This window comes from Lentzea aerocolonigenes, assembly GCF_000955955.1.
In the GTDB taxonomy this organism is placed as follows: Bacteria; Actinomycetota; Actinomycetes; order Mycobacteriales; family Pseudonocardiaceae; genus Lentzea; species Lentzea aerocolonigenes_A.
On the sequence record NZ_JYJG01000209.1, the window covers coordinates 1 to 23,769 of the forward strand.

A 23,769-nucleotide genomic window follows, 5' to 3' on the forward strand; every position below is an offset into this window, starting at 1 on the left:
AGCGTGTGGACGTGCTGAGGGTAGGCGCTGACGTGCGGTGCGGTGGTCGGCTTGCGATGGCTGGCGCGAGTTGACCATGCGGTGGTCGGATTGCGTTGGCATGTCGCGTTCCGGCGGAGTGGTCACCTGCCGTGCGATCGGTCACCTTGAGCGGTGGTTGCCCAGGCAGTGACACGCGTTGGTTGCGTCATCGCCGCTTCGCGACGACAGCGACGACACGTTGGCACCGTCGGAGTCAGTCATCACCGGCTCTCCCGGTCGCCATCCCGCGTTCGGGCTCGCTTCGCATCGCCCCTGTCGGAGGGCGGCGCCACTGCCCACGGGGTGCGACACCGGCGACAGCACGCAGTGGTGCGGGCGTCGCCAACCGCCCCTGAGAGCCAGGCGTGTGAAGGCTCCTACCGAACCGGAGCCTTCACTCCCTTGCCCCGGGACATCGCCTTGACCGCAACGCCGCGCAGGCTCAGGAAGGAGAGCCGAGGGTCCTCGTAGTAGTCCCAAGGCCCGGCATCAGCCATCGCACCCAAAGCCCGGAACTGCCCGACCGCTTCCTCGAACCGGTGCAGCTGAATCAAGGCGAACGCGGCGTACCCGCGGTCGTCCCGGACCGAGTAGGTGTCCGCACCCTGATCGTCCAGCCGGCCCAGCAACGCGTCCAAGGAGGCCACCACGGCAGGCGCCTTCCACATGTCCGGATCAGTGCTCTGCGCCTCGTAGGCGGCGTGCAACGGCCAAGCCAGGAACTTCGGCGACGACGCGGCGGCCTTCAGCGCGAACTCCAAAGCCAGTTCGTTCGACCCGTGCCACTTGCGGCACCAGTACTGCAGGGCCTGCTGGTGTCCGTTGTGGTGCAACGGATCCCGCGAGATCAGCTCGGTCCAGATCGCCTGGAACTCCTCGTGCGGCACCTGCAGGCCGCGCGCGAGGGTCAGCTGGGTGTTCCACGGCGTCGGGTCGGAGGGCAGCACGGAGGCGGCCACCGCGGCGGCCTCACGGGCTTCGAACAGGACTCGGTGGAAGCCCTCGAACTGTTCGCGGGTGGTGGAGGAGGCGGTGCCGTTGCCGCGAATGTCCCAAGCCAGGGACACGAGCGACATCGCGTGCACGACGGCCCAGTGCGGGTCGCCCGGGCGGCCGGACTGCCAGGCCGACATCCAGGTGTCGTCCTTGGCGGCCAGGTCGGCCAGTGCCCACACCACTCGCTGGCGGCGGTCCCAGTCGCCGAGGGTGGCGGCCACCAGGTCGGCGGCGTTCTCCCAGTTGCCGGCTCGGACGTCGTCCTTCACGGCGGCCAGGGCCAGGTCCTCCAGCGGCGTGGTCGAGGTGACCTCGGCGTCGGGGACCAGGCCGTAGCGCTCCGGGTGGGTCTTGGGCAGGACGTGGGCCGCCACGACGTCGGACGGGAGTTCGTCGATCTCGACGCCGAGGCGCTTGGCCTCGCGCATCAGACGGATGACGGTGATGAGTTCCTTGGGCTTGAAGAGAAGCGAGAGCACCACGGGAGGTCTCCAGACGAAGAGAAGTCAGCGCGCGGGGCGGTAGTCGAGGGCCACGCCGGCGACGGCCAGGGCGTCGCGCAGGGGCGTGGTGTTGCCGGTGACCGCCGCGTCCAGGTGGTCGGCCATGTCGATGTCGGAGGAGGAGGTGACGAACGTGGTCCGTCCCAGCCAGTCCAGCTCCCAGTGAGCGAGGCCCGCGTCGGAGAACGCCAGCGCGACCAGGGCGGAGAGCTCAGGCAGCACCTCGCCGCGGGCCATCTCGCGGCGGGCTCGCGTGCCGGCGTCCTTGTTGCCCGGTACCGCGGAACCCAAGTCGGCCAGGCGATCCGCGTCCAGGGCGTCGAGGACCGTCGTCAGTGACGGCGGCTGGTCCATCGCCGTGGCGGCGGCCTGCAGCAGGCGATCGGTTCCGCGCACCACGCGGGCGCGGGCGCCGATGTGGCTGAGCGTGGCCCAGTCGACGCGTTCCTTCGAACCCGCCTCGGCCGCGAGTGAGTTCATCACCGCGGAGTCGAGCAGTGGCGTCGGGTCGGCGAGCAGTTCGAGCGCCGGGCGGTCGCCCCAGCCCGACTCGGGTTCCAGGGCGAGGGCGTCGATCGCGGCGATGCGGTCCTGCAACGGCGGGTGCGAGTCGTACGGGCCGCGGTCCGGCTCGGACGGGTGCTGGCGGATCTCCTCCAGTTCCTCGTGGAGTTCGGGGGCGGTGCGCAGGCGGGCGAAGCCGTCGAAGAACGTCGTCGGGAGGTAGCCGAGCGACCAGGCGACGGTCAGGTGGCGGTCGGTGAAGAGGTCCCACGCGGCGTCGATCACGGGCAGCTCGCGCAGTGCGGACGAGGCGGCCGACGAACCGGCCAACTGGGCCGAGACGCGGTCGGCGGCGAACTCCTGGCGCCGGCTGATGGCCTGGGAGACACGGAGGTACAGCTTGGCGTAGGCCTGGAACAGCTTGACGATCATGCGCTGGAACCAGTGCTCGGCGTCCATGTGGGAGCCGGCGCGCAGCATGGCGTCGCGGCCGGAGACCACGACTCCGGCCAGGCGCGTGTCCTTGTTGGCGTAGTGCCCGAGCTCGTGGGCGAGCACGGCGATGAGTTGCTTATCGGTCAAGGAGGTGAGCAGCGGAGCACCGATGAACATCCTGCGCTTCAGCACGCGCAGACCCAGGAAGCGGGTGTCCTCGGCGACGCCGGCGTTCACCGCGGCGAGGATCCGGATCTCGTCCGGCGGGCGGGTGCCGACGTCGGCGGCCAGGCGGTGGACGAGGTCCCAGAGCGCGGGCTGCTCGGCGGGCGTCACGAGGGTGCCGGGCACCTCGTCCTGTGCGCGGCGCTCCAGCGAGATCAGACCCTTGACCAGCGCGAACACCACCGGCACGACGAACAGGGCCAGCTTGATGCCGACGAACGGCCTGTTGATCAGCGCGTACGCCTCCAGGGTGAGGAGTCCGCCGATCAACCCGAAGGCGAGCACGTAGAAACCGACGAGCAGCGCCACGGCGATGGCAGCGCGCAACGAAACACGCATGAGTAGAGCGACCTTCCCCCAGTGCCGCGCACAGACGGCGGCGCAGGAAGTTTGCCCGAAGGGATGGTCACGACTCAATCCCGAAATTACCGCGGGCACGAATTCGGGGTGGTTTTGTCAACCGGTCGATCGGCTACTGCGCGTACCTCCGCAGGTTGAGATCCGTGACCGCACCTCCGGCCTCCAGAGGGAGGTGAGGTGACGCTCAGTGTCCCTACGGTCACTGACGCAACACCACATCGAGCACTGGAGGTACCCAGTGAGATCAGGACAGCGAGGTGCCCGTCGGGGGATCACCGCGCTCGCGCTGTCGGCAGGCCTGGTCACCACGGTGACGGCGGCTGTCGCACACGCGGACCAGCAAGAGCCGGGTGATCAGCGTGGCGAAAGCGTCACGCTGATCACCGGCGACCGGGTGGAACTGAGCGGCAACCGGGTCGTGCGCTACGTGCCGGGGCCGGATCGCCAGCACCTGGCCGTGCGCACGTTCCTGCAGAACGGGCACCAGCACGTCGTGCCGGCCGACGCGGTTCCGTTGGTGGCCAACGGAAAGCTCGACCCGCGGCTGTTCGACGTCACGTCGTTGCTGGAGTTCGGCTACGACGACGCGCACCGCGGCTCTGTCCCGGTGATCGTGCGGCCGGCGGCGGGCGCACGATCGGGCGTCAACGTGTTGAGCGCCAAGGGATCCGTGGCGGACCTGGTGCTGGGCGCGGCCGAGAAGTCGGGCAGTGCCTGGGAGTCGCTGCGCGGCAGTTCGGTCGAGAAGGTGTGGCTCGACGGCGTCCGCAAGGTGGCGCTCGACCGCAGCACCAAGCAGATCGGTGCACCCGAGGCGTGGCAGGCGGGCATCACCGGCAAGGGCGTGAAGGTCGCTGTGATCGACACGGGCGTCGACGAGAAGCACCCGGATCTGCAGGGCAGGCAGATCGCCGAGAAGAACTTCACCGACGCGCCGGACAACACCGACGAGGTCGGCCACGGCACGCACGTCGCGTCGACGATCGCCAGCAAGGGCGACAAGTACCGCGGTGTCGCGCCGGACGCAGAGATCCTCGACGGCAAGGTGTGCCGGCCGGGCGGTTGCACCGAGTCGGCGATTCTCGGCGGCATGCAGTGGGCTGCCGAGCAGGGCGCGCAGGTCATCAACATGAGCCTGGGCGGTGGTGACACGCCGGAGATCGACCCGCTCGAGGAGGCGGTCAACCGGATCTCCGCCCAGACCGGTGCGCTGTTCGTGATCGCGGCGGGCAACTCCGGGCTTCCCGAGACCATCGGGTCACCCGGCAGCGCCGAGTCCGCGCTGACGGTCGGCGCGGTGGACCGCAACGACGGCATCGCGCCGTTCTCCAGCCGTGGCCCGGCCGCGGACGGTGCGGTGAAGCCGGACGTGACCGCACCCGGCGTCGACATCGTGGCGGCCGAGGCCGGTACGCAGGGCCACGTCGCGATGTCCGGCACGTCGATGGCCACCCCGCACGTCGCGGGTGTCGTCGCGCTGCTCAAGCAGCAGCACCCGGACTGGAGCGGACCGCGCCTCAAAGCGACGATCATGGCTTCCGCCAAGGCGAATCCGGCGCTGAAGACGTTCGACCAGGGCGCCGGACGCGTGGACGTGCCGAAGATGCTGGCGCAGCAGGTGGTCTCCGAGCCCGCCAACATCAACTTCGGGGTTCGGCAGTGGCCGCACGACGACGACCAGAAGGTCGTCCGCGAGGTCACCTACCGCAACGCGGGCAAGGACCCGCTCACGCTCGACCTGACCGTGGACGTCACCGGACCGGACGGCAAGCCCTCGCCCGCCGGTCTGTTCGCCGTGTCCCCGGCCAAGATCACCGTCCCCGCCGGCGGCGAGGCCAAGGCCACGATCACCGCGGACACCAAGGTGAACGCGGCCGACGGCGCCTACAGCGGGGCGGTCGTCGCGTCGAACGGCCAGCGCACGCTGATCAGCGTCAACCGCGAGGTCGAGAGCTACGACGTCGGCGTCTCGGTGCTGGGCGTCGACGGCAACCCGACGGCCGACCACGGCACGTCGTTCGTGAACACCAAGACGGGCAAGGGTTACTCGGCCCAGGGCAAGAACATCAGGCTGCCCAAGGGCGAGTACATCGTGGACAGCCCGATCTTCACGGCCGACCGCAGGATCGTGCTCCTGGTGCAGCCCAAGTTCCAGGTGAGCGGCAAGACCACGCTCACGGTCGACGCGCGCAAGGCCAAGCCGGTCGCGCTGAAGACCCCGGATCCAGCGGCCAAGGGCATCATCGGCACCTTCACGTACTCCACGAAGGTGGCGGGCAAGCCGTACGGCTCGGGCTGGGCGTTCTTCGACGGCCTCGCGGGCAAGCTCTTCACCGCACGGCTCGGCGACGACGCCGCGGGCTTCTCCACCACGGTGGCCGAGCAGTTCGAGGGCACACCCCGGGACGAGAAAACCCCGGTCAGCTATCGCCTGATGTGGACTGAACCCGGTCTGCCCACGGGCTACGAGCGCACGGCCAAGCCGAGCGAGCTCGCCGAGATGACGAGCACGTTCCGCCCGGCAGGCGAGGGCCATCGCCACGGCGTCGCGGCGATGCCCCACCCGGCCGACGGCAGTGGCGGCTTCGGGTGGTTCACCCAGGTGCCGGACAACGGGAAGGCCGTCGACCTCGTCACCACCACGGGTGGCAAGTGGAGCTGGATCTACGACCGCACCACCGCCGGCAACACCCGCGAGTACTCGACCGAGACGCCGTCGAAGTCCTTCAGGGGCGGCAAGAAGTACGCGCAGGTGTTCGGCAGGGCCGTCCTGGGCCCGTCCGTTCCCGAGGCACCTGGCTTCGGCCTCGCGAGGCTCGAGGACCAGATCGCCGTCAGGGTCCCGCTCTTCACCGACGGCAACGGCGGTGCGGGCAACGTCGGCACCGGAACCGCGAAGACCACGTTGTTCCACAACGGCACCAAGCTCGGCGAGCAACCCCAGCCGGGTGCGGTCTTCGACGTCCCGGCGCAGGAAGGCGCTTACCGGGCGGAGATCGAGCACAGCCGGACCGCCGAGCTGTCCACGAAGGTCAGCGGCGCCTGGACCTTCAAGGCCAAGCACACCACCGACGTGACGCACCTGCCGCTCACGGTGGTCCGCTTCCTGCCCGAGCTGGACGGCAACGACACGGCGCACGGCCGCGTTCTCGTCCTCCCGCTGAAGATCGAGCAGCAGCAGAACACGCCGAAGGTCAAGCGCGTCACCGTCGAGGTCTCCTTCGACGATGGCGCGACCTGGCAGCAGGTCCCGGTGGCCGGTGACAAGGCGATCGTGAAGCACCCCGGGGGCGCCGAGTTCGCGTCGCTGCGGGCCAAGACCGCGGACACCGCGGGCAACACCGGAGAGGTGACCGTCATCCGCGCCTACAAGATCGCGGGCTGACCGCCTCCGGAGCGCACGCGGGGACCTTTCGTTCGGCACGAACGTACGGAAGGCCCCCGCGTGCGCGAACTGAGACAGGTGAGCGTGGCGATGTCACGCTCTGTCGCGGGGCGGAGGGGCGCGTTGCCGGTGCGGAAACATGTGAACGCAGGGCCGCAAGGGCCGAGAGGACGCCTCACGAAGGCTCCACCGCTGCCCTAGAAGGATGATGGTGACAGAACCGACCGTATGAGAAGGCCGACTGGGTAGTCGCCGGGCCGCGCGGATCGTATCCTGGAGGATGACGTCCCCAGGGTGGGTCGTCCGCCGGGTTCGGCGGAAACCGAAAACACCCGGCGCCCGCGACCGCTGTGCCGGAGGAGGAACGATGCCACTCTCCGAGCACGAGCAGCGACTGCTCGACCAGATCGAGCGCGCGCTCTACGCCGAAGACCCGAAGTTCGCATCCACCGTACGAGGCGCCAAGTTGCGGCGGCCGTCCAAGCGGCGCCGTGTACAGGGCATCGTTCTGTTCGTCGTAGGCGTGGCGGCGCTCGTCGCCGGCGTGAGCTTCCTGTCGAAGCTCGCCATCGTCGGGATCCCCGTCGTGAGCGTCTTCGGCTTCCTGCTCATGTTCTTCGGCGTGCTCATCACCCTGACGACATTGCGTCGAGGTGACCAGGTCGCCGAGGGGACGCAGGAAGACGGCAAGACACGCAGCCGCAGCTCGTTCTCCGAACGGATGGAGGAGCGCTTCCGTCGGCGTTTCGACGAGGAGCAGTAAGCCTTCACGCGAAAGGGCCCGCCCCATCAGGGAGCGGGCCCTTTCGCTTTACCGGCTCAGACCGGAACGGTTTCCCGCTGGGGCGTCTCGGCCATCGGCACGGGCGTCGGCTTGAGCACCGACTTCGGGAACATCCTCGCCCGCAACGACAGCGGCGCGTTCTGTCGCAACGACTGTCGCACCTTGGCGAGCGCGCCGGGCAGCGCCGGGTCGGCGGCCGGGTTCGCGCTGTACCAGGACCGCTCGATCGCCCCGATCACCGTGCGCAGGCCGTCCTTGCCCGCGTCGTCCAGGTTGTGCTCGCGGGCGAGCCGGCGAGCGGCCGTCCGGATCGTCTCGGACGACGGCACGGGCGCGCCGCGGTCGATCGACTCCGCCATGAGCTCGGCCCACGCCGCCGTCGCCGCACCGGCACCGAGTACCGCCACCGTGTGCAGGCGGTTGCGGCGCCGCACCGCGCGCACCAGCAACGGCGTCAGCACCAGCCCCGCGATCACCAGGAACGCCGCGAGCCACCACGAGAGCAACGCCGCCGCCAGGCCGACACCGATCAGCCACAACCCGGCCGCGGCCGGTATCAGCAGCTTGCGCGCCCACGGCTTGCCCGCCAGGCCCGCGCTGAGCACGCCGAGCAGCGCGAGCACCACGAACAGGGTCAGCAGCGCCGCGAGCACCACCACGATCACCAGTGCCAAGATCAGCCACGTGGGTGTGCTGTCGTCCGCGGCCTGCTCCTGGCCGGGGGTGTCCTCCGTGCCGTCGGCCTTGGCGGACGTCGACGCGGACCCGGACGCGGACGGCGCCACGGTCTCGGTCTTCGTCTCGGCCGTCGGCTGCTCGCCCTGACCCTGCGAGCTCTCCCGCAGGTACGGCGGCACGATGCCGCGGCCGTCGGAGATCGGGGTCGGGTCGAAGGTCATCCAGCCGTGGTTCGGGAAGAAGATCTCGACCCACGCGTGCGCGTCCTCGGTGCTGATCACGCGGTAGGAGTTGTCCGCGGACGCGACGCCGGCGGTGAAGCCGATCGCCACGCGGGACGGCAGGCCGACCACGCGGGCCATCACGGCCATCGCGGAGGCGAACTGCTCGCAGTAGCCGACCTTGCCCTTGGTCACGAAGTCCGTCAGCGCGTCCTTGGTGACGTCGCCCTGGGTCTTGACGTCGTACTTGAACCCGTTGACCGTGCCGAAGTACGCGGTCAGCGCCGCGGCCTTGTCGAAGTTGTTGGTGGCACCCTCGACGATCTTGTTCGCGAGGTCGACCACCTGCTGCTCGACGCCGTCGAACTTGTAGTACTCGGCGTCGACCACGTTCTTCGAGTCCGGCGTCAGGCGCAGCGCCTGCTTCGTGGGCGTGGAAAGCACCGTGTCGATCGTGTAGGGCTCCGGCTCGCGCTCCCGCTGGCTGAAGATCACGCCCTTCTTCACGTCGAACCGGTAGTCGTCGTCCGGGGTGTCGATGCGACGCACGGCGCCATAGGTCGGCAGCCAGAAGCTCCGCCAGTCCTTCGGCTCGATGTCCATCCGGGTCGTCTTGCCCTCGCCGCGGTCACCGGCCTGCGGCGGCAGCTCGCCGCGCGCGGGCTGGCCGCCGGGGTCCGTCCCGCGCTCCCAGCCCTTGTCCGGCACGTACTTGGCCAGCGTGGTCGCGCGCATGTAGATCGTCTCCGCCGGCATGCCGCGCACGAAGAACACCTCGGTCGGCTTGCCGCGGTTGAGCATGCCGCGCAACGACGTCATCTCGCTCAGCCCGATGCCGCCCTTGCCACCGCCGCTGCCGCCCATCGGCAGCCGTCCGACGGTGCCGACGAACGTGAAACCTGCCCCGACGATCAGCGCGATCACCATCGCGATGGCCGCCACCGACGTCGCCGAGCTGCCGGAGCCGCTCGCCGAGCCCGAGCCGAGCCTGCCGCGCCACGCCTCGTGCCGGTGCTGGCCGTCGACCGCGAGCAGCATCGCGAACGCGGCCGCGCCCAGGATGAACGTCCAGAACGGCAGCATCTCGTCGGCCAGCGACGCGGGCACCGCGAACACGCACAGCAGCACCAGACCGGACGCCGCCGGGGCCGCCGCGGCGACCGCCAGGGTGTCCACCAGCACCGCGACCAGGCCGATCGCCAGCACCACGAGCGCCTGGATCGCCGGCGTCGCGTGCACCGGCGGCACCCCGGTCTGCACCTGCGCGACCGACTCCGCGAGCACGTCGCCGAGCTCGCCCAGCGCCTCGGGGCCGGGGATGAACAGGAAGATGCCCGACCGCGTGTGCAACGCCGTGAGCAGGCACAACAGCACGAACACCTGGGCGATCGCCACCAGCGGCGGGGTCAGCCGGGTCGCCCGCAGGAACGCGCCGGTCACCGTGATCGCGACGATCACCACGCCGATGCGCACCAGCCACAGGTCACCCTCGATGACACCCGACAACGCGGTCGACGCGCACAGCACGGCCAGCGCGGCGATCCAGGGCGTGGCCGACGTGAACCACTCGGGTTCGGTCGCCTTCGCGGGTGCGGAACGGGAGCCCATCTCAGCCCACCTCCGAGCGCATGGACGGTCCCCGGTGGCTGGCCGAGGCGCACAACTCCTGCCACACCTGCTGCATCGACGTGGACGGCCGCGCGATCGCCAGGCCCCAGCCCGCGCTGCCGAGCAACCGCCGCGCGTCCTCGGGATCGGGTGCGGTGGCGTCCGATCCACCGGCCCACGCGTTCACGTCCAGCAGCACGGCCAGGCTGCGCATGCCGCGCGGCCGGTACCGGATCAGCTCTTCCACGGACGCCGGCGACACCCCGCCGAGCACCGCGATGACCTCCTGGCCCGCGCCGGGGTCGATGCCACCGCTCAGCTCACGGCGGTGCGAACCCTGCAGCGCGGCCAGCGAGTCCAGCACCACGTGGTCGCTGTGCCCGCCGTCGGACGACCCGCCCGCGAGCACCCGCCCGTCCTCGGAGACCAGGCGCACCTGGTGGCCGAAGTGGTGCAGGTGCAGGCAGATCGACGCCACGAACGAGATCGCCCACTCCAGCGAGGCCGTCGGCCCGCTGCCCCGGTGCGCGTACACCCGGTGGTCCAGCAGCACCGTCGTGCCACCGCGCCACGGGCGTTCCTCGACGCGCACCATCAGCTCGTCGCGCCGAGCGGTCGACCGCCAGTGGACCTTCCGCAGGTCGTCACCGTGCCGGTACTGGCGCACCACCGCGTCGTCCTCGCCCTGACCGGCGCGCAGCCGGATCGAGCCGTCGTCGCCGGCGCCCATGCCGGACCCGCCGGGCAGACCGGACAGCCGCACCACCCTGGGCACCACGACCAGGCGCGACCGGCCCGCCAGTTCGCGGTCGAACTCCGCGAGGCCGAACGGGTCGGTGATCCGCGCCATCAGCGGGCCGACCTGCTGGATGCCGCGCATGACCGGCTTGAGCGGGTAGCGCAGCGTCGTGGGCGTGTTGCGCGGCAGCCGTTCCACCAGGAACCGCGGCCGCGCACCCAGCGCGTACGGGACGGTGTCCTCGAGCATCAGCCCACCGGTCGGCAACCGGCCGGTGCTGCGCAGGTCGAGCTTCACCTCGGACGCGGCCCCGACCGGCACGCGGCTCGGCGCGAGGAACCGGGCGGCGTGCAGGCCGACTCGAGCCCTCGTCGCGAGCCACGCGGCCAGCAGCGGCAGCGCGATCACGAACGCCGCGACCCTCAGCAGATCGCGTTCGTTCAGCACCGCGGCGCACACTCCGGCAGCGAACCCCGCGGCCAGCAAGCATCTTCCGCGCGTGGTCAGACCGGAGAGTGCGGTTCGCATCGTTAGCGTGGCGTCCCTGCGTTGTTGTTGATGCTGCGGACGAATTGTGCGCTCGGGTCGAGTGCGGCCGTGGGGACCGGCACCCGTTGCAGCAGCGCCCTGATCAGCTCGGCGGGCGACCGGCGGGCGGCCTGGGCCTCCGCGGTCAGCACGAGCCGGTGCGCGAGCACGGGAATCGCGATCGCGTGGATGTCGTCCGGCACCACGAAGTCACGGCCCGCCAGCGCCGCCTGCGCGCGTGCGGCGCGCACGAGGTGCAACGTGGACCGCGGCGAGGCACCCAGCCGCAGCTCGGGCAACCGGCGCGTGGCCGACACCAGCTCGACCGCGTACCGGCGGACCTCGGGGGAGAGGTGCACCCGGCGCACGGTCTCGATCAGCCGCAGCACCTGGGCCGCGTCCGAGACGGGCCGCAGGTCGTCGATCGGGTTGTGGCCCGCGTGCTCGTCGACCATCGCGAGCTCGGCCGCCGGGTCCGGGTAGCCGATCGACACGCGCGCGGTGAACCTGTCGCGCTGCGCCTCGGGAAGGGCGTAGGTGCCCTCCATCTCGATCGGGTTCTGCGTCGCGATCACCATGAACGGCGAGCCCAGCGGGTACGTGTGGGCGTCGACCGTGACCTGGTGCTCCTCCATGCACTCCAACAGAGCGGACTGCGTCTTGGGGGAGGCGCGGTTGATCTCGTCGCCGACCACGATGTTCGCGAAGATCGGGCCTGGCCGGAACTCGAAGTCGTTCTCCTGCCGGTTGTAGATGGACGAGCCGGTGATGTCGCTCGGCAACAGGTCCGGCGTGAACTGCACGCGGCTCACCGTGCAGTCGATGGAACGGGCAAGCGCTTTCGCCAGGGACGTCTTGCCGACGCCTGGCACGTCCTCCACGAGCAGGTGCCCTTCGGCGAGCAGCGTCACGAGGGCGAGGCGGACCACGTCGGGTTTGCCGACGAGCACCCGTTCCACGTTGGCGGCGATCCGCTGTACGGCGCCGTGCAACTCACCCAGGACCTGATCGACCGGCGCGTGGCTGTTCGCGCTTGGGCTTCCCGGTGTCACTAAACCTCCAGCAGCCGTGTCCGGAACACGGACGTGTGAGCGTTTCACGCAGTGTGTCAAACCACGGCTAAGTGACCTACACCTGCGGGCTACACCGGGTTCGCACCAACAGTTTCCACCTTCCCCCACCGACGCGTCCCAACCGCAGGTTTTGGTGGAAATTTCTAGGCCGTTCGAGTGCTGAATCGGGCCTGAACCCTCACTCGGCAAGGTGGTGACTGACCGGGTCCCCCACCATCCCCCCACGCTGCCCCACGGCATCTACCTGGGAAAACGAGTCATGAGTTGGTGTGTAAACACCTGATTCAGCGTTGACTGTGGTGAAAAGTGGGGTACTGTGGCGGCCGGTGGGGCAGACGGGGGCTCCACTGCCGGTCTCGTCGCCCGGCAAGGGAGGTGGCTGCCGTGTTCCTCGGCACTCACTACCCGCGCCTGGACGACAAGGGTCGGCTGACACTGCCTGCGAAGTTCCGGGACGAACTGGCGGGAGGTCTCATGGTCACCAAGGGCCAGGACCACTGCCTGTACGTGTTCCCCCGGGCTGAGTTCGAGCAGATGGCGAGGAAGGTCGCCGAGGCGCCGTTCACCAACGACGCCGTACGCGCCTATCAGCGGTATCTGTTCGCGGGTACGGACGAGCAGCGTCCGGACGGTCAGGGCCGCGTTCTGATCGCACCGGAACTGCGCCGGTATGCCGGGTTGACCAAGGAGTGCGTGGTCGTCGGCGCGTTCACCAGGATGGAGATCTGGGACGCGGCGGCCTGGCAGACCTATCTCGAAGAGCACGAGGACGGCTACGCCACGGCTCGCGAGGAGGTCATACCGGGCGTCTTCTGATGGCGGTCAGCCGAGCAACAGGCCGGATGTTCAACCGCGATTCGGGTGCCGTGAGGCCTCGGTCCGCTCGACTATCGGCCCTGGCGCACCTTCCCCGGCGCCAGGTTCGACGGGCGGGCGGGGACCTGACGTCACCCGATACGCGCATCAGGGGAGTAGAGGGACGATGGATCAGCCGCGGCACGTTCCGGTGCTGCTGGACCGCGTCCTGGAACTCTTCGCTCCGGCGCTCGAAGGCAAGCCCGCTGTCGTCGTGGACACGACGCTCGGCATGGGCGGCCACTCCGACGCGCTGTTGAGCGCGCACCCCGAACTCACGCTGATCGGGCTCGACCGCGACCCGCAGGCCATCGAGATGGCCGGGAAACGTCTGGCTCGTCACGGCGATCGCGTGAAGCTCGTCAACGTCACCTACGACCACATCGACGAGGCCGTCGAGGACCTCGGCTACTCGCATGTGGACGGTGTGCTGATGGACCTCGGCGTGTCCTCGTTGCAGCTGGACGAGGAGGAGCGCGGGTTCGCGTACTCCAAGGACGCCCCGCTCGACATGCGGATGTCCAAGGGCACCGGCATGACGGCGGCGGACGTGCTCAACACGTACTCGCACGGCGACCTCGCGCGGATCCTCTCCACCTACGGCGAGGAGCGGTTCGCGGGCAAGATCGCGTCCGCGGTGCTGAGGGAGCGCGAGAAGGAGCCGTTCACCAACTCCGGGCGGCTGGTCGAGCTGCTGTACAACGTTGTCCCCGCGGCGTCTCGGCGTACCGGCGGGCATCCGGCCAAGCGCACGTTCCAGGCGTTGCGGATCGAGGTCAACGGCGAGCTGGAGTCGTTGCGGCTGGCCCTTCCGGCGGCTTTGGGCGTGCTCGGCATGGGCGGCCGGATCGTCGTGGAGTCCTACCAGTCCCTCGAGGACCGGATGGTGAAGCAGGCGCTCGCGGAGCTGGCGAAGTCGAAGACGCCGCCGGGCCTGCCGGTCGAGCTGCCCGGCCACGGGCCCGAGGTCAAATTGCTCACGAAGGGCGCGGAGCTCGCGACGGAGCAGGAAATCGAGGACAACCCGCGTGCGGCGCCGGTGCGGCTGCGAGCGGCGGAACGGATCGGAGAACCGCGATGACGGCGGCACCCGCGAGGGTCGGTGGGCCGTCCCCCCGCGACCCCTCCCAGGGAAAGTCACAGACGAAGGTCGAGGAGAACGACAAGGCGCGGCGGCGGACCGCGGGCGCCGAGCGTGCCTATGCCCGTCGTGCCCAGCGTGCCCAGAACCTGCGGGGCGGCGTCGCGGCCCCGCAGCAGAAGGCCGCGTCCAAGGCTCCTTTCGTCGTGCTCGTGATGCTCGTGCTCGGCGCGGGCATCGCCGGGATCATGTACTTCTCGACCCAGGCCGCCGCGGACACGTACCGCCTGCAGGAGGCACGGGCCGAGGCGGAGAAGCTGACGTTGCGGATGGAACAGCTGCGCCGTGAGGTGGCGCTGCTCGAGTCGCCGACGGACCTCGCGCGCCGGGCAGGGGAGATGGGGCTCGTCGAGCCGACGAACCCGGCTCGGCTGCGGCAGAACCCGGACGGCTCGATCGAGGAGTTCGGCAAGCCGAGCGCGCCGACCAAGTCGACGCCGCCGCCACCGCCGTCCTCCGAGACGCCGGCGCCGCCCGCGGGCCAGAACCCGCCCGCAGGCCAGAATCCGCCCGCGGGCCAGAACCAGAACCCGCCCGCAGGTCAGAACCAGACGCCGCCCGCGGGTAACCAGACTCCTCCGGCGGGTGGCTGATGCCCGGTCCTGCGCAGCGGGGGCCGCGCCGTCCGTTGTCGGTGCGCTCCCGCCCTGCCGCGCGCACGGGCGGCAACAGCAAGCTGCGCATCGCGGTCGGCCGCATCCTGCTGATCGGCGCACTGCTGATCGCCGGCGTCAAGCTGGTGCAGGTGCAGGGGCTGCAGGCAGGTGAGCTGTCGCTGCAGGCGCAGAAGCAGCGCACGACCAGGCTGAACATCCCCGCCGAGCGCGGTTCGATCCTCGACCGCAACGGCAACCAGCTCGCGTTCTCGATCGAGGTCCGGGCGCTCTACATCCTGCCGCAGCGCGCCCGCAAGACCTGGGACGAGGCGCGCGCGAAGGACCCCGAGCAGTACCCGTTGAGCTACGACGACCACGCGCGCGAGGTCGCCAAGTTCATCTCCTCGACGCTCGGCCCCGAGGTCAACGGCGAGAAGACCGACGAGGAAACCGTCTACCACCAGCTCGTCCAGGACATCAGCTACGAGGTGCTGGTCAGCGAGGCCGAGCCGGCCAAGGCGGCGAAGATCGTCGCGAAGTACCCGGCGGAGATCGGCTCCGAGTACCGGTCGAAGCGCATCTACCCCAACGGCGAGCTGGCGTCGAACATCATCGGCGCGGCGAACTGGCGCCAGGACGAGAAGCCGCCGACCACGCTCGGCATCCTCGGCCTGGAGAGCGCGCAGAACAACGTGCTGGCCGGCCGGATGGGCCGCCGCGTGGTGGACACGATGTCCGGTGACGACACCCTGATCATCCCGAACACCGAACGCGAGCTCGTCCAGCCGCAGCCGGGCAAGAGCCTCGAGCTGACGATCGACATCGACACCCAGTACGCCGTGCAGCGGATGGTCACCGACTACGCGAAGAAGTCGGGTGCCGGGACCGCGTCGGCCGTCGTGCTGGACAGCCGCACCGGCGAGATCGTCGCGATGGCCAACGACAAGACGTTCGACCCGACCGACTTCGGCAAGGCGGGCGAGGACCAGAAGCGCAACGCGGCGGTCTCGTCGAGCTTCGAGCCGGGGTCGGTGAACAAGATCGTCACGGCGGCCGCGGCCATCGAGTACGGGCTGTTCAAGCCCACCGACGTGCTCGAGGTCCCCGGTTCGATCAAGGTCGCCGACCGCACGATCAAGGACGCGTGGGGCCACGGCACGGTCGGGATGTCGTTCACCGGCGTCTTCGCCAAGTCCTCCAACGTCGGCACGCTGATGGCGGCGCAGGAGGTCGGCAAGGAGCGCTACGCCGAGATGCTGCAGAAGTTCGGTCTCGGCAAGCGCACCCAGTCCGGTGTGCCCGCGGAGGAAGCCGGTGTCGTGCCGCCGCTGAACCAGTGGTCCGGCTCGACGTTCGGCAATCTGCCGATCGGCCAGGGCCTCTCGATGACGTTGCTGCAGATGACCGGCATGTACCAGGCCATCGCCAACGACGGCATGCGCATCCCGCCGCGGCTGATCCGCGCCGAGATCGGCGAGGAGGGCGCGCGCAACGAGAAGCAGCGCCCGGAAGGCGTCCGCGTCGTCTCGGCGGAGACCGCGAAGACCGTCCGCGAGATGTTCAGCCACGTCGCCCAGGTCGACCCCCGCGACGCGAACCAGAACGGCACCGGTCCCAAGGCCGCGCTGCCCGGCTACCAGATCTCGGGCAAGACCGGCACGGCCCAGCAGATCGACCAGAACTGCAAGTGCTACTCGCAGACGCAGTACTGGATCACGTTCGGCGGCATCCTCCCGGCCGACAACCCGCGCTACGTCGTCGGGATCATGCTCGACAACCCGCACGGCACCCAGTTCAGCGGGACGGCGGCGCCGTTGTTCCACGACATCGCGACGTACCTGACGCAGCGCTTCCAGGTGCCGATGTCGGCGGAGCAGACCCCGTTCGTGCAGCTGCAGATGTAACTCAGAACGGCCAGCCGACGACGTCCTCCGCCCGCACGTCGCGCAGGACCGCTTCGTCGAACATCGCGCCGGTGACGTCGGTCAGTCCGTGCGGGGGAATCCCGGTGTTCACCCTGCCGAGGTGGGCGCCGGTCAGGTCGGTGTCGCGCAGGTCGGCGCCCCTCAGGTCGCATCCCGCCAGGCTGACCCCGCGCAGGGAGGCTCCGCGCAGGTTCGCGCCGCTGAGGTCGCACATCTTGAACGAGCACCGGTCCAGGGTCGCTTGGCGCAGGTCGGCGCCGGCGAACGTGCAACGGTCGAACCGCGTGTGCGTGCGGATCGAAGTGAGGTCCTGCCCGCTGAAATCCTCGGCGGTCACGGTGGCGTGGTTGCGCAGAGCGATCAACCGATTTCTCGCGGTCACGAGTCCGCATTCTTAATGACACCTGTTGTTTTGGCAAGTGATTTGAGACACGCCCACGCTTGGGCAATGATGCACTTCATTGGTTCACAGTGAAAAGTGTCGCAAAATTCTGTCTAATGAGACGCATTTCATCACGTCTAATACTTCGAAACCGGAGTGCAAGGCGAGATGGGGTTTGGCGTGCGTTTCATCGGCTATTCGATCTTGGTCGCCGCTTTGGCGGTGACGGTTGTTCCCGCAGCTCAGGCTGAAGAGGAAGGCGGCACCACGCAGTCGTACTGGCTGCACATGAACAGCACGCCGACCACTGAGAAAATGATCAGCACCGAGGCTTCCCGCCGTGACTACGTCGTCCTGAACGCCTGGGAAACCGATCTTGCCAAGCAGTTGCACGCAGCGAATCCGAAGATCCAGATCTTCGTCTACAAGGACCTCTCCTCGACCCGCAGCTACGCGTGCCAGAACGGCGTCGACGACACCGATCTCCCGACCGGTGTCGGCTATTGCGAGGCCGATCCGTCGTGGTTCCTGGTCGGCGAGGACGGCCAGCGGTTCGAGTACGACGGCTACGAGGGCCACTGGCAGATGGACGTCGGCAACCCCGACTACCAGAACGCCTGGGCCGACAAGGTTGTCGAGTCGTCGCGCGGAGTGTTCGACGGCGTGTTCATGGACAACGCGCTGTTCGCCTGCGACACCTACCACGACGGCGTCTGCCCGGCCGCGTACCCGACCGACGAGGCGATGCGCGACGCCTACCGCGCGATGTTCGCCAACACCAGGCAGAAGTTCGTCGACGCGGGCCTGAAGACCGTCGCGAACATGTCCAACGCCCGCCTGCACGAAGGCGCGTGGGACAGCTACGTCGAGTACCTCGACGGCGGTTTCGACGAGTGGTGGCTGACCTTCGGCGACAAGGACCTGCTGTCCGAGTACCCGGAGGGCTGGAGCCGCCAGGTCGCCCAGATCGCCGCCGACGAGGCCAAGGGCAAGATCACCTGGGTGCAGCCGCACCACAGCGGCGCCGAGCAGCCGTTCCGCTACGCCTTCGCGAGCTACCTGCTGGCCGCGGGCTCGCACGCGGCGATCTCCGAGATCCAGGAGACCGACCGCTACGACGACGCCGCCGCGTGGCGTCCCGAGTACGACTGGAACCTGGGCGAGCCGGCAGCCCCGTACTACGAGGTCGCTGCCAACGTGTTCCGGCGCGACTTCGCGTGCGGCACCGTGCTCGTGAACGCCAACAAGACCGGCAGCTCCGCGGTCACCGTCCGGCTCCCCGAGGCGCAGAAGAACGAGAAGGGCGCCTCCGTCCGTTCGGTCTCGCTGCCCGGCACGACGGGTTCGGTGCTGCGCAAGGCTTGCTAATCCCACCTGGGGTGGCGGCCGGTGATGCCCCACACCAGCTGCTCGATCGGGTCCGGGTCGGCCGTGCGCATGTCCACGGTCGACCAGACCCGCAGGAAACCGGGCAGCTCCGGGTCGTCCTCGGTACCTTCGAGGATCACCGGGATCACCTTGCGGCTCTTGTTGCGCGCCGACCACTCGTTGATGAGCTCCATCTCGGCCTCGTGCCACGGTCCCGGCCCGGCGGGGCCGATGAGCACGGCGGCCGAGCGGCTCTTCTCGATGCCCTTCGCCATCTCCTGCTGCCACCGCGTCCCCGGCTGGATGTCGTGGACGTCGAGCCACGGCAGGATTCCGCGGTCCTCGAGCTCGGCGGCGATCTTGAGCACCTGCGGCTTGTCCTTGACGTTGTGGGACAGGAAGACGTCGTAGTCCCCGGCCTCGCGCTTGCCTTTGAGAGTGGTCGCGGCGACGTCCTGGTCCCGTTGCGCGTTGGCGTTGGAGTTCATCTCCGCCACCGCCGGCCGGACGTCCACCCCGTCCGGCTCGTCCACCAGCGCGATCACGAAGTCGTCGCACTGCGGGCACGTCATCTTGTGCTTGCCGCGGCTGATCCTGCCGCGCACCAGGTCGTCGGGAATCGTGTAGCCGCAGCCCTGGCACGCCCGCACCCGCCGCGTCACGACCTCACCGGCCCGTTGCTCCAGGTGTTCTCCGACGTAGGCCTCGAACTGCTTGCGCACCAGCGGAACCACGTGCTCGTCGTAGAACACCGCCAGCTCGCCCTTGCCCTCCTCGACCTCGCGGATCGCGATGCCGCACCTGCCCGCGTCCGCCTGGTACGTGGCGGAGTTGTGCCACATCTCGTCCTTCTCGAAGAACCGCGAGTGCGACAGCCGCACCGCGAGCGTCGAGTAGATCGAGTACAGCGGCCCGTCGAACGTGAACACCACGTCCTGGCCGGGCAGTTGCGGCGCGTCCGGCCTCTCCCGGGTGAACTGCGACGGGAAGATCAGGTCGACTTCGCGGTCGGTGACCTCCTTCAGCGCGATCTCTCGTCTCAGTAGCTCCTGCACGACGGCGTTGAGCAGGATCCGTTCCTGCTGCGGGTTCGTGAGCCGCTCGTCCTTGGGGATCCGGAAGTTGCCTTCGAGCGCGTCGTCCTCCTTGACGAACCCCAGCCCGTCCGGCTCGTCTCGCGCAGCCTGCACCAACGACGACGCGTAGGAGTCCAGCAGTTCCGGACGCAGCAGGACGTAGTCGCCGTAAGACATCCGCCGCACCACCCCGACACTTTCCAGCCGCCCGAGGCATGCCGCGAACCGCTCGTTCAGCTCCTCGACCGGTGGTGCGTCCAGCTGGGCGCGGCGGAAGCTGTGCACGAGATCGTCCACAGTGGACAGGATCCGCCCCTGCTGCTTCTCCTCGATCACGAAGTCCTTGATTGCCTCGAACAACTCGTTGGAGCTGACCACCGGCAGGGCGTCCCAGTCGATGCCCTCGCGCACCGCGCGGACGAGGTCGTCGACACCCCAGCCCTCCTTGGCGCTGGTCTCCAGGTACCCGTCGAACCCGAACGCCTTGGTGGTCTCCAGGATCCGCTCCCGGCTCACGGCCGCTGTACCGCGATCCGCCCTCGCGGCGACGAGGTACACGCGCATCCGCACGGCGTTCGCCCCGTCGAGCCGCCGTGCCTGCTTGAGCGCCCGGCTCCAGTACTGCACTCCGGCGAACGGGTCGGTCTCGCTGCGCGCGTCGAACACGACCAGCGCCACAGCCACTTCGTTGAGGTGCAACTGATGCACCATCCGGTAGCGGGGCTGTCCGGCGAGGTCCCAGAGCAGGGTTTCGCGCGTCTGCACGTCGCTGGAAGGCAAGGTGGCGTAAGTCTTCTCGAACGTCCACACGTTGCGGCCGTGCGTCGACTCGGTCGGAGCGAACGGCCGACCGCTCAGCACCAGGCCGAGTCCCGACTTGCCGACGCCGGTGTCGCCGACGAGCACCACCTTCGCGTTGGTGTAGCGGCGAGTGGTCCTGGCGGGGCCGATGTCGTCCAGCACCCGGTGGTCGAGCCGGACGACGTCGATCTTGTTGCCGTCCTTGACGGCGAGCAGCGGCTTGGTGGGGTGGAAGGCGAGCCCGCCGCGCCGCTGGACGTCCTCCCGTTCGACCGTGGCGACGCACTGCCAGTCGCGGCACCGCCAGATCTTCATCGTGTTGTCCTTCGCCAACGTGGCGAGGAAGGACCCCTTCGGGGAGAACTTGGCGCTGACGACCGGACCCGAGTGCTCGCTCAGCAACACGACCGCCTTGTCGGTGGCGAGGTCGCGGATCTCGACGAGCGAGTTGTCGGGAGCCGTGAACACACCCACGGCGTGCGTCTCGTCGGACACGAAGATCTCCAGCGCCTCGAGCCTGAGCCGGCGCCGCCAGATCCGGGTCATGTCCGAGCGGCGGAGCAGGTGCGTGTTCCGCCGGTGCACCACGACGAGGTGCTGCCCGTCGCGGGTCCAGCGAGGCTTGGGCACGTACACCCCGAACTGGCCGGGGGCTCCTCCGAACTGGTGCTGGCGCAGCGTGCGGCCGCTGGTGACGTCGATGATCCGCAGCTCGTAGGAGTCGAGCAGCGCGAGCACCTCGCCGTCGGGTGACCAGCTGATCCGGCTGCCGGCGCGCGCCACGCGGAGCTGGCTGTCCGTCCAGTCGTTGAACCTGACGAGCACGACCTCGTGGTCGTTGAGCGGTGACTCGCCCAGCTCGTCGGGGTCCGACCTGCGCCGCACGATCGCGGCGATCGGCTGCGTCGGGTGCCACGCGACGTCCGTGGCGTCCAGGAAAGATCCTCTCTCCCGTGGTGGCGTGTCGGCGGTCTGCCAGAACGTGATGCGGCGGCCGGAGTTGACGGTCAGCATTTGCCCGTCCGCGGACCAGGTGATCTGCCCGATCGGCTTCGAGCCGACGATCTGCGCGCTGTGGACGAACTCGACGCCGCTTCCGGAAGACTCCGGCTCGGTGCTGCCGCCAGCTGGTTTGATGATCAGCCTCAGGAGGGTCAGGTTCGTGGAGAGGACCTGATCGCCGGGACGCAGCCGGCCGGAGATCCGGACCAACGTTTCCCAGACGATCGTTGTCCAGCGCGGATCGTGTGCACTCCTCGACCTCGCGACGTCGGTCATCATCCGTGAGATCGACGGCCGTGCCGCCAGCGATCGCCGGGTGAGCAACGTGAACAGTCGTTCGTCGTCCGCCTGGACCAGCATCGTCAGCAACAAGGACGCGATCTGGAAGTCGACGAGCGGATCGGACCGAACCAGGTACGACAGAGGATCCGGGATCTCGTAGCCGAGCTCGGTGAGGTCGGCGTGGAACTCTTCCTCGAAGAGCCACTCCCGGCCGCGGTTGAACATGCCCAGCGCCGCCACGCCGAGCATCCGTGGCTCCACGCCCACGCCTGGTGCACAGAGATGGTTCAACCGCTCGAGGAGGCCGGCGGTGGTGAGGTCGGCGGCCCACTCGGGCGCCGACGGGTCGGTGAGATGCCTGGCCGTCAAGAACAGCAACTGCGGCTGGCGCGCCAGCAACCCGTGATCCAGCACGGTGTCCGCGGACAGCGGGCGGCGCGGGGTGTTCGCGGTCGCCTGGTTCCACTGGGCGACCCAGGCGCGGGTCTGCGTCTCGTCGAACCGCTCCAGCCGCACCACGGGGACGCCGTCCGGGATGAGCACCTGGTCCAGGGCGGACAGCCGGGAGGTGACCACGACGGCCACCGGGCGGTCGCGGGAAGCCTCCTGCTGCTGGAACCTGACGACCTCCGACAGGTAGTGGGTGTTCGGCTCGGACGGCAGCAGCTCGTCCAAGCCGTCGAGCACCACGACGGAAACGTGGCTCGCGAGGTCGTCCCAGGTGACGCGGCCGTTGGTGAGGTGCCGCAGGGCTTGCTCGACCTGCTCGGCGACCGGCACGTCCGGGTTCGCCCGTCCCAGTGGCACGCGGACGACGGCGGGGTCACCGGCGGGAGGGAAGGCGGCCAGCATCATCGCCACCGTCGACTTGCCCGCGGCGGCTTCACCGGTGAGCAGCATCGGGGCCTTGGTGGCCAGCGGGCTGTTGAGGTGGCCGGCCAGCAGCAGGTCGAGGTTCTGCCGCAGCGGGACTTCCGAGGACCACCAGGCGTCGTCGGCCAGTCTGGCGGACGGGCCCGCCTCGGCCGTGCGGAAGCTCGGGCTGACGTACAGCTGGTCGATGGTCGGCAGGTGGGGCTCGCCGGCCAGGGGTTGGCTCAGCACGGCCTGGTTGGCGTTGCGCAGGTGTTCCAGCGGACCGTCCGCGGGTTCCCGGTAGTACCTGCCGGACAGCCATCTGACGGCTCTGGACGTCAGGTCGGCGTCCGCGGTGTCCGCCCACACCATGAACTCCGGCACGACCGCCGCGGAGGAGGAGAAGGCTCCCGCGTACCTGGCCGTCGTCTCGTGGGCGAACTCGGGATCCAGCAACGCGGCACCGTCGTCCGGATTCGCTCCGTGCAGCGCGCGGTGGACCCGTGCGCCTCGATCGGCCGCCCACCGCGTCACGTCCGCGAGGTGGGCCTCGAACGTCCGCGCGGCCGAGGGCACGGGCAGGTCGTCCGAGTAGAGGTAGGAGACGAAGGAGTGGTCCTCCTGGTGCCAGGCGCTCGCCGGGGGGATCTGCAGGCCGGGCACGGTGGCCAGGACGCCCCGGATCTCGTCGAAGAAGGCGATCGCCACCGTCGTCGTGTGCACTGCGGTGACCAGGTCGAGCCGGGTGCGGCTGAAGTCCACCGAGGACAGCATCTCGATGGCGATCTGGCGTGCCCTGCGGACCATCTGCGGCAGCGTGCTGTTCGGGTGGATCCAGCCGAAGACGCCGTGCATCGACGTGCTGGGGTCGGTGCCGGTCAGGACGTTGCCGAGCTGCCGGTCGACCTTCTCCAGCCACCGGGGGTCGTTCTGGCCGAAGACCAGCAGAGCGCCTCGGAGAGTGGTCGCGGCGGGTGGCATCAGGCCATGCTAGATAGCTCGTGCGCGGCCGAACGAGCCTTTGCTACGGCACCACCCGATCGTCGTGCAGAGGCTCGGGCCGGGCAACGAGCACAGGGCACGAAGCGTGGTACAGAGCCGCCCGCGTGATCAGGCCGACGCCGTCGTGCTGCCCGCCGCGGCCCACCACGACGAGATCGGAGTCCAGAGCGGCCAGCGCCTCGTGCGGGTGCCGCGACTCGACCACGACCTCGGGAGTCAGCTCAGGAGCGGTGGTGCGCAAGAACAACACGGCGCGCCGGACAGCGGCCTCGTCACGCGGCACGACCACGCCGTGCTGGGCAGGCGGGTGGACGTGCAGCAACCGCAGCGACGCTCGGCGGGTGCGGCAGAGCTCGACCGCGCGCCGCAGCACGACCGGGTCCTCGCACCCGCCGACGGCGGCGGTGATCCAGCCGTACTCGCC

General features: G+C 69.4%; 15 protein-coding genes. 7 read left to right on the forward strand and 8 right to left on the reverse strand.

Annotated features, from left to right (window positions below):
- Positions 1–398: 398 nt before the first annotated feature.
- Together UK23_RS53940 and UK23_RS25930 are read right to left on the reverse strand one after the other, a co-directional pair.
- On the reverse strand, positions 399–1,499 hold the full coding sequence (locus UK23_RS53940) for a hypothetical protein (RefSeq protein ID WP_052685050.1): 1,101 nt from the start codon (positions 1,497–1,499) through the stop codon (positions 399–401).
- 24 nt (positions 1,500–1,523) lie between these two features.
- Complete coding sequence (locus UK23_RS25930; RefSeq protein ID WP_045314245.1) at positions 1,524–3,023, reverse strand: M48 family metalloprotease; 1,500 nt, start codon at positions 3,021–3,023, stop codon at positions 1,524–1,526.
- 259 nt (positions 3,024–3,282) lie between these two features.
- Between UK23_RS25930 and UK23_RS25935 the strand changes: the two genes are divergently transcribed.
- Together UK23_RS25935 and UK23_RS25940 are read left to right on the forward strand one after the other, a co-directional pair.
- Positions 3,283–6,429, forward strand: coding sequence for a S8 family serine peptidase (locus UK23_RS25935; RefSeq protein WP_052685051.1), 3,147 nt, complete (start codon positions 3,283–3,285; stop codon positions 6,427–6,429).
- 367 nt (positions 6,430–6,796) lie between these two features.
- Positions 6,797–7,192, forward strand: coding sequence for a DUF3040 domain-containing protein (locus tag UK23_RS25940; protein WP_045314246.1), 396 nt, complete (start codon positions 6,797–6,799; stop codon positions 7,190–7,192).
- Between the two features lie 56 nt (positions 7,193–7,248).
- Here UK23_RS25940 and UK23_RS25945 read toward each other — a convergent pair whose 3' ends face one another.
- The 3 genes from UK23_RS25945 to UK23_RS25955 are packed head-to-tail and all read right to left on the reverse strand — an operon-like array spanning position 7,249 to position 12,039.
- Positions 7,249–9,720 (reverse strand): transglutaminaseTgpA domain-containing protein, encoded by a 2,472-nt coding sequence (locus UK23_RS25945; protein ID WP_045314247.1) that lies wholly within the window; start codon positions 9,718–9,720, stop codon positions 7,249–7,251.
- A 1-nt stretch (position 9,721) separates the two neighbouring features.
- Positions 9,722–10,987, reverse strand: coding sequence for a DUF58 domain-containing protein (locus tag UK23_RS25950; protein ID WP_045314248.1), 1,266 nt, complete (start codon positions 10,985–10,987; stop codon positions 9,722–9,724).
- A 2-nt stretch (positions 10,988–10,989) separates the two neighbouring features.
- Entirely contained in the window at positions 10,990–12,039 is a 1,050-nt protein-coding gene (locus UK23_RS25955; protein ID WP_052685052.1) for an AAA family ATPase, read from the reverse strand.
- Positions 12,040–12,444: 405 nt separating this feature from the next.
- On the opposite strand from UK23_RS25955, the gene mraZ reads away from it, so the two are divergent.
- From mraZ to UK23_RS25975, 4 genes are all read left to right on the forward strand, one after another.
- Positions 12,445–12,876 carry a division/cell wall cluster transcriptional repressor MraZ gene (gene mraZ / locus UK23_RS25960; protein WP_045314249.1) on the forward strand — a complete coding sequence of 144 codons (432 nt, stop codon included), beginning with the start codon at positions 12,445–12,447 and terminating at the stop codon, positions 12,874–12,876.
- 166 nt (positions 12,877–13,042) lie between these two features.
- Complete coding sequence (gene rsmH / locus UK23_RS25965; protein WP_045314250.1) at positions 13,043–13,996, forward strand: 16S rRNA (cytosine(1402)-N(4))-methyltransferase RsmH; 954 nt, start codon at positions 13,043–13,045, stop codon at positions 13,994–13,996.
- On the forward strand, positions 13,993–14,649 hold the full coding sequence (locus UK23_RS53945) for a hypothetical protein (RefSeq protein WP_045314251.1): 657 nt from the start codon (positions 13,993–13,995) through the stop codon (positions 14,647–14,649). Before rsmH ends, UK23_RS53945 begins: the two co-directional genes overlap by 4 nt.
- Positions 14,649–16,556: a peptidoglycan D,D-transpeptidase FtsI family protein gene (locus UK23_RS25975; RefSeq protein WP_045314252.1), complete on the forward strand. Its 1,908-nt coding sequence runs from the start codon at positions 14,649–14,651 to the stop codon at positions 16,554–16,556. Before UK23_RS53945 ends, UK23_RS25975 begins: the two co-directional genes overlap by 1 nt.
- A gap of 1 nt (position 16,557) precedes the next feature.
- Here UK23_RS25975 and UK23_RS25980 read toward each other — a convergent pair whose 3' ends face one another.
- Positions 16,558–16,959 carry a pentapeptide repeat-containing protein gene (locus UK23_RS25980; RefSeq protein ID WP_045314253.1) on the reverse strand — a complete coding sequence of 134 codons (402 nt, stop codon included), beginning with the start codon at positions 16,957–16,959 and terminating at the stop codon, positions 16,558–16,560.
- 180 nt (positions 16,960–17,139) lie between these two features.
- On the opposite strand from UK23_RS25980, the gene UK23_RS48950 reads away from it, so the two are divergent.
- Positions 17,140–18,327 (forward strand): putative glycoside hydrolase, encoded by a 1,188-nt coding sequence (locus UK23_RS48950; RefSeq protein ID WP_052685053.1) that lies wholly within the window; start codon positions 17,140–17,142, stop codon positions 18,325–18,327.
- Here UK23_RS48950 and UK23_RS25990 read toward each other — a convergent pair.
- Both UK23_RS25990 and UK23_RS25995 read right to left on the reverse strand, forming a co-directional pair.
- Positions 18,324–23,324 carry a TIR domain-containing protein gene (locus UK23_RS25990; protein WP_045314254.1) on the reverse strand — a complete coding sequence of 1,667 codons (5,001 nt, stop codon included), beginning with the start codon at positions 23,322–23,324 and terminating at the stop codon, positions 18,324–18,326. The two genes, UK23_RS48950 and UK23_RS25990, sit on opposite strands and share 4 nt — an antisense overlap.
- Before the next feature lie 43 nt (positions 23,325–23,367).
- Positions 23,368–23,769: universal stress protein (locus UK23_RS25995; RefSeq protein WP_045314255.1), on the reverse strand; the 402-nt coding region annotated here is incomplete at its 5' end.

Excerpts from the sequence above, each read along its gene's own strand:
- UK23_RS25975 (WP_045314252.1), top strand. The coding sequence starts at position 14,649 with ATGCCCGGTCCTGCGCAGCGGGGGCCGCGCCGTCCGTTGTCGGTGCGC.
- UK23_RS25930 (WP_045314245.1), bottom strand. The coding sequence starts at position 3,023 with ATGCGTGTTTCGTTGCGCGCTGCCATCGCCGTGGCGCTGCTCGTCGGT.
- UK23_RS25940 (WP_045314246.1), top strand. The coding sequence starts at position 6,797 with ATGCCACTCTCCGAGCACGAGCAGCGACTGCTCGACCAGATCGAGCGC.
- rsmH (WP_045314250.1), top strand. The coding sequence starts at position 13,043 with ATGGATCAGCCGCGGCACGTTCCGGTGCTGCTGGACCGCGTCCTGGAA.
- UK23_RS25945 (WP_045314247.1), bottom strand. The coding sequence starts at position 9,720 with ATGGGCTCCCGTTCCGCACCCGCGAAGGCGACCGAACCCGAGTGGTTC.
- UK23_RS25990 (WP_045314254.1), bottom strand. The coding sequence starts at position 23,324 with ATGCCACCCGCCGCGACCACTCTCCGAGGCGCTCTGCTGGTCTTCGGC.
- UK23_RS53945 (WP_045314251.1), top strand. The coding sequence starts at position 13,993 with ATGACGGCGGCACCCGCGAGGGTCGGTGGGCCGTCCCCCCGCGACCCC.
- UK23_RS25950 (WP_045314248.1), bottom strand. The coding sequence starts at position 10,987 with ATGCGAACCGCACTCTCCGGTCTGACCACGCGCGGAAGATGCTTGCTG.